The 6569-nt window shown below is 41.1% G+C and carries 8 protein-coding genes and 1 pseudogene; 3 read left to right on the top strand and 6 right to left on the bottom strand.

What is annotated here, in order from left to right; all coding sequences use genetic code 11:
* A pseudogene (locus AB4Z17_RS32410) lies at positions 1 to 230 on the top strand (IS3 family transposase); the annotation flags it as partial.
* A gap of 1 nt (position 231) precedes the next feature.
* On the opposite strand, the gene AB4Z17_RS32405 reads toward AB4Z17_RS32410, so the two are convergent.
* Entirely contained in the window at positions 232 to 576 is a 345-nt protein-coding gene (locus AB4Z17_RS32405) for an RNA polymerase sigma factor (protein ID WP_441964448.1), read from the bottom strand.
* A gap of 446 nt (positions 577 to 1022) precedes the next feature.
* Between AB4Z17_RS32405 and AB4Z17_RS32400 the strand changes: the two genes are divergently transcribed.
* Positions 1023 to 2255, top strand: a complete 1233-nt coding sequence (locus AB4Z17_RS32400) for an IS110 family transposase (RefSeq protein WP_441964446.1) — start codon at positions 1023 to 1025, stop codon at positions 2253 to 2255.
* A gap of 244 nt (positions 2256 to 2499) precedes the next feature.
* Here AB4Z17_RS32400 and AB4Z17_RS32395 read toward each other — a convergent pair whose 3' ends face one another.
* The 4 genes from AB4Z17_RS32395 to AB4Z17_RS32380 all read right to left on the bottom strand — a co-directional run bounded on the left by AB4Z17_RS32395 (position 2500) and on the right by AB4Z17_RS32380 (position 4402).
* Positions 2500 to 2937, bottom strand: a complete 438-nt coding sequence (locus tag AB4Z17_RS32395; RefSeq protein WP_441964444.1) for a copper amine oxidase N-terminal domain-containing protein — start codon at positions 2935 to 2937, stop codon at positions 2500 to 2502.
* A gap of 304 nt (positions 2938 to 3241) precedes the next feature.
* Positions 3242 to 3541 carry a hypothetical protein gene (locus AB4Z17_RS32390; RefSeq protein WP_441964442.1) on the bottom strand — a complete coding sequence of 100 codons (300 nt, stop codon included), beginning with the start codon at positions 3539 to 3541 and terminating at the stop codon, positions 3242 to 3244.
* Between the two features lie 54 nt (positions 3542 to 3595).
* Entirely contained in the window at positions 3596 to 3838 is a 243-nt protein-coding gene (locus AB4Z17_RS32385; RefSeq protein WP_441964440.1) for a hypothetical protein, read from the bottom strand.
* Positions 3839 to 3925: 87 nt separating this feature from the next.
* Positions 3926 to 4402, bottom strand: a complete 477-nt coding sequence (locus AB4Z17_RS32380; protein WP_441964438.1) for an oxidoreductase — start codon at positions 4400 to 4402, stop codon at positions 3926 to 3928.
* Between the two features lie 273 nt (positions 4403 to 4675).
* On the opposite strand from AB4Z17_RS32380, the gene AB4Z17_RS32375 reads away from it, so the two are divergent.
* The gene (locus AB4Z17_RS32375) at positions 4676 to 5881 is read left to right on the top strand and encodes an IS110 family transposase (protein WP_441964436.1); all 1206 of its coding nucleotides are present in this window, start codon (positions 4676 to 4678) and stop codon (positions 5879 to 5881) included.
* Positions 5882 to 6101: 220 nt separating this feature from the next.
* On the opposite strand, the gene AB4Z17_RS32370 is transcribed toward AB4Z17_RS32375, so the two are convergent.
* A complete protein-coding gene (locus AB4Z17_RS32370; protein WP_441964434.1) occupies positions 6102 to 6356 on the bottom strand; it encodes a hypothetical protein in 255 nt (84 codons plus the stop codon).
* Positions 6357 to 6569 lie beyond the last annotated feature (213 nt).

The following is a 6569-nucleotide window of genomic DNA, read 5'->3' as shown; positions in this document are numbered from 1 at the left end:
CAAAAGAGCTTGTTTACAAAGCCATAGCGAGCATCTCACAGAGATTAGATCGTATTAAAATGTTTCATACGGATCGAGGCAGAGAGTTTGATAATAAGCTCATTTCTGAAGCGTTGACAACGTTTGGCGTTACACGATCCCTTAGCCGATAAGGCTGTCCCTACGATAATGCCGTTGCAGAAGCAACATTTAAAATCTTCAAGACGGAATTCGCTAACCAAGTGCATTTCCTTACGGATGAGCAGCATATTTCATGATCAGTAACTGCTTATAGATGGGGGTTAGATCTTCCAATACGCGTTCGATCTCTTCCCGTCTTTCCTTTTGGAGGAAAAGTTCTTCCGGGGCTTCATTACCTTCAGCTGCGACATCCTCAATCGGAATTTCCATCCGTTTTTTCTTTCGGCACAGATCGTAATAATGATTTAGGGCAACTTTGAACATCCATGCCGAAAATTTGTCCTCATGAATGGAATCTATGTATAACAGCCCTTTGTAAATGGTTTCCTGAACGATATCCTCAGCGACGTCTCGGTCGGCTCCTAGACGGATCAAATATCGCTGGATTTGTTTCATTTTCAGATTTAAAAGTCGATACATCAGCTCATTGTCCACCTTGAACCTCCCTTCTTGCTATATAACGAATGAGCTTCCTTTATGTATACACTTGCCCCTCAAAAATGTTAGGACTTCATATTTGTTAAACAATACTGCCCTTTTTAAGCATAGCGAAGGGCCGCCATGGGGCAGCCCTTCAGCATTTCTATTGTGTTTCGTTAGCTTACTTAAACAGATTCGCTTGCTCAATTCAGGTGAACGCCAAAAAAGTTCAGCATGAAAAATACCTGTTACAGCAATAAACAAATGAGGGATTTCCGAATTGCAATCTACTGTCGTTACCCGTTAGCATTCCTGTAGAGCGTTAAATTTCCGCTTTGCATAAAAACGAGCGCCTCGGTACGATGGAAGTACGCAACGGGTCATAGCCCTAAAAATTCCATCATCCAGGAGGACGCTCTACTATGAAGTTTAAATCGCAAGCGAGACAAAATCAACTCATTGAAAAAATTACTGCTCAGCATTTAGTTATCGGGATCGACATCGCCCAGCAGATGCATGTTGCGCGCGCTGTAAATTTTCGTGGCATCATCATCGGAGACTACTTATCCTTTTCTAATAACAAGGAGGGGTTTCACAATCTTTTGCTATGGATTCAAAATCTGCAAACCACCCATCATTTAAGCGCAGCCGTCGTCGGGATGGAACCAACCGGGCATTATTGGCTTAACGTCTCTCGGTGGCTCACAGAACACCATTTTGAAGTCGTTTTAGTCAATCCKCATCTCGTCAAAAAGAACAAAGAGAATCGCGACAATACGCCCTCAAAGAGTGACAGAAAGGATGCACTCGTTATTGCCGACATGGTCAAGAACGGTTACTACTCGGAAACTCGCACGACCCCCGAAGCCTTCGAGGATCTACGTGTGCTTCTCTCTAATCGTGACTTCGTCGTCAAACGACTTGTTAGTGCCAAAAACCAGATCCACCGCTGGGTTGACGTTGTTTTCCCTGAACTACGCCACGTATTCAAAGACATCACCTGTATCGGTTCCATTGCTACACTTCGCCTCTTCCCTACTCCGGCGGAGCTCAGCAAGCTGCAGCCTCAGAACCTGATTCAGGGATGGAAAACCATCATGAAACGGCACTGTGGTGCTAGAAAAGCAAAAGCACTCATCGAGCTGGCCAACCATTCTGTAGGATCTCAGTCAGCTACGCATTACTACAAGCTTCACTTGAAACAATTGCTCGCCGAGTATGATCTTGCTTGCGAACAGCTAGAGGTTGTAGAGAAGGAGATTTCAACCGTATTAGAACGCATTCCCTTTGCAAAATCCATCCTCGCGATTAAAGGGATTAGTGTCATTTCATTAGCTGGTATTTTGGGTGAGGCTGGGGACTTAAGCGGATTTGTTCACGGAAATGCTTTGCTGCGCCATGCAGGACTTAACCTCGCAGAAGCGAGCTCAGGCAAATGGACGGGGCAAATGAAGATTAGCAAACGCGGACGATCCCGCCTTCGCCGTTTCCTCTTCATGGCTACTATGAGTTTGGTCATCAACAATTCGGAGTTTCAAGCGATGCATGCATACAATGTGCAATTCAAGAAGATGAAGAAAATGAGGTCCATTATCGTTAGCAAGACCGGCCTCCACCCCTTGGATAGGCGTAACGAAGGAATGAGAGGGCTTTGACCCGTTAAGACATGGGAGTGAAAACCTCCAAGGGCGGCGTGGAGAATGCGTGCAGTAAATGGAAGTATATGGGGCGACAATACCCCCCCCTTTATTCCCGTGCGCCTTCATGTTGCCGAAGTCTAACACGGCGTTCCCCTTCTTGTCTTTCAGCCCTTACCAACCGGGCGAAATCCTGCGAATAAGCGAGCATTCGTGAGAAAATCATATCGTACCAAGGGAGCTTAATGTTTGAATGACCTAATCATTTTGAATTGATAGTAACTGTACGGGTTTTCTGATCCCAACTAACTTTCGCTCCGGCTGCTTCACTTACAAAACGCAGTCCGACATAAAAGGCGCCATCTGGGGACAGGTAAGATGATTGGCTGAGTTTAATAGCTTCACCATTAACGTAACCAGTCATTTYATCTGCAATTAGTTTGATTTTCAGTCCTTCCTTTACAGCAGTAACACTTTTTTCTTTATTATCCCACTCAACGGTCATACCGAGTTTAGTGAAAATAGGTCGAAATGGGATCAGAGTAATACCATTATTTATGATGATTTGTGGATCTGCATTGAGTTCTTCTCCATCAAAGATTACCTTAGCAGTATCCACACCTGCATACACAGTAGAAAATACTACAGAAAGGGACAAAATTATTGTAATGACGGTAATTAAATTCCGAATACTTTTCATTGAATGTTCACCTCAAGTTTTTTGTAGAATTTACAATATACGATAATATCGCTAATATCTCGTGTTACTAATGCATGATCTTACTCATTAATTTCACAAGCTTCCATGAATTAAAGATTACCTCCAATCACTTTTTAATATGAAAATTATTCCTTAAAAAACTAATACTACCACACCTAGTGTGTTTTCGTCTGAGTTAATCTGTAATAGTCATTCAGCTAAACTGCCAGTTAGCTCAACGAGGCTGCCGATCTATGCCGGCAGCCTCGTCATGGTGTTTATGTAGCTATTGTTCCCAGTAAGCTTAATATTTTGGCGCATAAATGTGATCAGTATCGGTATCAATTACGATTTCCGATCTGACACTCTCCAGATATAATGAAGGCACCCGCTCAAATTGAAAAAGCCTGCAAAAAACATCTGTAAACTCACTCATGCTCGTACATTGGTTTTTGGCTATTCTGTACATATCACTTAATTCCGTTTTTGAACATGACTTGCCGATAAGAAATGAATTCTCATAAAAACCATCAATTTCGACTACCACATAATCACCGCCCGTTGCTAAACTGCCTCTGAGCTCAAAGTTATGGACTGCTTTCACTTTTCTTTAACAATCGTTCTCCGTGAGTTAAACAAAGAACAAGTTTTTATAATATCAATGCGAACCATTAAATTCTATTTTATTATCGATATCCTCTAAATCTAATTTCGAAATATCATCGTCTTCTAAATCAACAATAACTGAAATTAATCTCAAGTCTTTACCTGGCCTTCCCAATAGAATTGCTCTTGATTGAAATGTTTCAAATCCATTTTCTTCTGCAAGATATTCAGTTAAAATTTCTAAAATATCATCTTCATTGAATTTAAAAGTTTTTCTTTTATTTTTCTGACTCAATTAAATTCACCTTTCATTCTCTAATACCTTTTACTCAAAACTGCCGATATTATTAACAGAATTAATGCATTGAGCTATCGTTCTTCGTTAGCGTAATCGACCAATGTCATAAGCTTTTTCTATTGATGATTTGTAATTGTCCCATTCAAAGTGAAAAGGCCCTATATCAAGCAGTTGATTATTATGTTCTAAGTAAAAATTACTCCACTCAACAATATCTGCTTCTTTATCAACAGCTACAGAAATATAACCACATTCCAAATCACCGCACAGCGGACAGATCAATATTGGATACCTATGATACTTATATTCAAAGGGATATTTAAATAAAAAGTAATCAGTTATAAGCTGTTGATGCTCAGCATTCCCCCAACCAAACGCAGGCACAAAGTCGTACTCTTTTAACCTTTGATATAAGGATACCGAATCAATGATTATGTCAACAAATACTGTGTTGTTCTCTTCTTTTGAACCACCTTCACCATATCTGCTCGCTAATCTTGTCTCTAAAAAATTTTTATTAGTCATGGCTCCTCCATTGAAAACGTTCAAGTTTTTATACATTCGGCAGAGTGATTAAACTATCCTGCCCGTTCGTATTATGAGGTCACCAGTTCTTTATGGTAGACCTCATTTTTCTGTGGTCGTAAGATAGCGGTAGCCGGGGATAGAACGTACCTGCCTGTGGGAGCTAGATCCCGAGAGCTATATCGTTCATCCCCCTACTTGTTAAACCATGATTAGGCTGGTTGGGACCATGATCCCGAATCACATGCGATAATGTGGACGACAAGAAGGTTAGGGGTTGCCGGCGAATATAATATCGGGAGTGATTGAATGAACCATGTCATTGGATTAGATGTATCTAAAGGAGAAAGTCATGCACAAGCTTTTTCAGATCGAGGAACGCCCTACGGAAAGACCTTTCGATTTGAGCATAATCTTGAAGGATTAGCGTCCTTCCTCCGCTTTGCTCAAAACGTGGAGTCCTTTGCTGGGCAGCGTCCGGCCATTGTGTTAGAAGCAACAGGTCATTATCATAGTCCAATTATTCAGTTTCTAGATGAGCATCAATATCTGTATATCGTTATCAATCCATTAATTTCACACCAAGCGAAAAAGATGAATTTACGTAAGGTGAAAACGGATGTTGCTGACGCATACCAGTTGGGTGAAATGTTCTACAAAGAAGAGCTGGAGCCTTACAAAAAACGGAGTCAGTATCTGATGAACCTGCGTTACCTGACACGGCAACATGAGTCACTGACTGAAATGTATGTCCAGGTAAAGTTACAGTTTCAAACGGTCCTGGATCAAGTTTTTCCAGAGTATCATGGCGTGTTTGGTGACCTTTATTCTAAGGTATCACTTCGTTTCCTGGCCCAATATCCAACGTCTCAATCGGTGCTAGCATTGTCCGAGGAAAACGTTACAGCGARCATAAAACGCCTTGTTGGACATGTTGCCTCGAACCGGTGGTCGCTGGAAAGGGCACAGAAACTAATGGCTGCAGCAGAACGAAATCCCTTCAGGGAGACCGCTTTTCCTAGTCATTTACTCTCATTAGAGCTATTCATTAATTTACTTCTTCAGTACCAGGAGCATCTAACGAAACTGGATAAATCGATAGAAACTCTGGCTGAAGAATTACTGGAATATGATTTAATTCAATCGATACCCGGCATTGGCACTAAAATTGCTTCAACAATTTTAGCTGAGATCGGTGAAATCGAACGGTTCGATCACCCAAAGAAACTAGTTGCGTTTGCTGGGATTGATCCAAGCGTCTTTTCTTCCGGCAAGTTTACAGCAACCCGAAATAAAATCACCAAACGTGGTTCTAGAAGGCTTCGGACAGCTTTATATCAAGCTGTAAGGTGTGAACTGAAAGGGTCACGTAACAAGAGAATAAGAGCTTATTACGACAAAAAGCGTGCAGAAGGCAAACTATTTAAAGTAGCCGTGATCGCTTGTGTAAATAAACTAATCCATTGGATATATGCGATTTTGACCAAGAAAGAACCTTTCCGATTGACTGAATAAGCAACGTTTAGATATCGAGGAAGACCTTCCCAAATTCTTTGGGGCGGTTATTTGTCATGCATTTTTACCAGTATAGCATCCTTCGTTTACTTCATTAATAATTAAATATTGACAGGCTATTAGCTGGTATAGCTCAATAAAATGAACAGGTCACCGCAGCGCCTGCTCATCTATGTTATTCATCTATCTTTTCCCGTTAGTTAAGCACTTTTGAGTTTCATTAAAAAGTCTCATCAATGTCGAAGCCTTGACTTCTATAAGCTTCCGCATTTCTTCTAAATCTCATGTATTCATCCCAGTTCATCGATAACAAATGCGTATCAATTATAATCCACTTATTATTCAATTCATTCTTCCCCATACTTTCCTCCACATAATGATTAATAATTTCATCAATCACTTTTTCCCCATTACATGCTTCCTGCGAACAGCTTTCTAGCGTGATATAATACCCCGGTTCAATACACTCCCACATGTATAATCATCCCATCTTAATATTTAGAGCAGCCCCTTTCATCATAATACAACAACGAAATTACTCTGCTGCCCCGTAGATTAAAGAAGGCAACCGTTATGGTAGGCTGCCTCTGTCTTTGTTTAGCTATCGTTTCCCGTTAGCATTCCTGTAGAGCGTTAAATTTCCGCTTTGCATAAAAACGAGCGCCTCGGTACGATGGAAGTACGCAAC

The organism is Paenibacillus sp. TAF43_2 (genome assembly GCF_052113545.1).
GTDB lineage: Bacteria > Bacillota > Bacilli > Paenibacillales > Paenibacillaceae > Pristimantibacillus.
Note: the sequence above shows the minus strand (reverse complement) of the source record. Positions and strands in the feature narration are given on the sequence as shown.

What these genes read in the sequence shown, in the direction of transcription:
- AB4Z17_RS32405 (WP_441964448.1), bottom strand. Translation starts at nt 576, where the DNA reads ATGAAACAAATCCAGCGATATTTGATCCGTCTAGGAGCCGACCGAGAC.
- AB4Z17_RS32380 (WP_441964438.1), bottom strand. Translation starts at nt 4,402, where the DNA reads ATGTATAAAAACTTGAACGTTTTCAATGGAGGAGCCATGACTAATAAA.
- AB4Z17_RS32370 (WP_441964434.1), bottom strand. Translation starts at nt 6,356, where the DNA reads ATGTGGGAGTGTATTGAACCGGGGTATTATATCACGCTAGAAAGCTGT.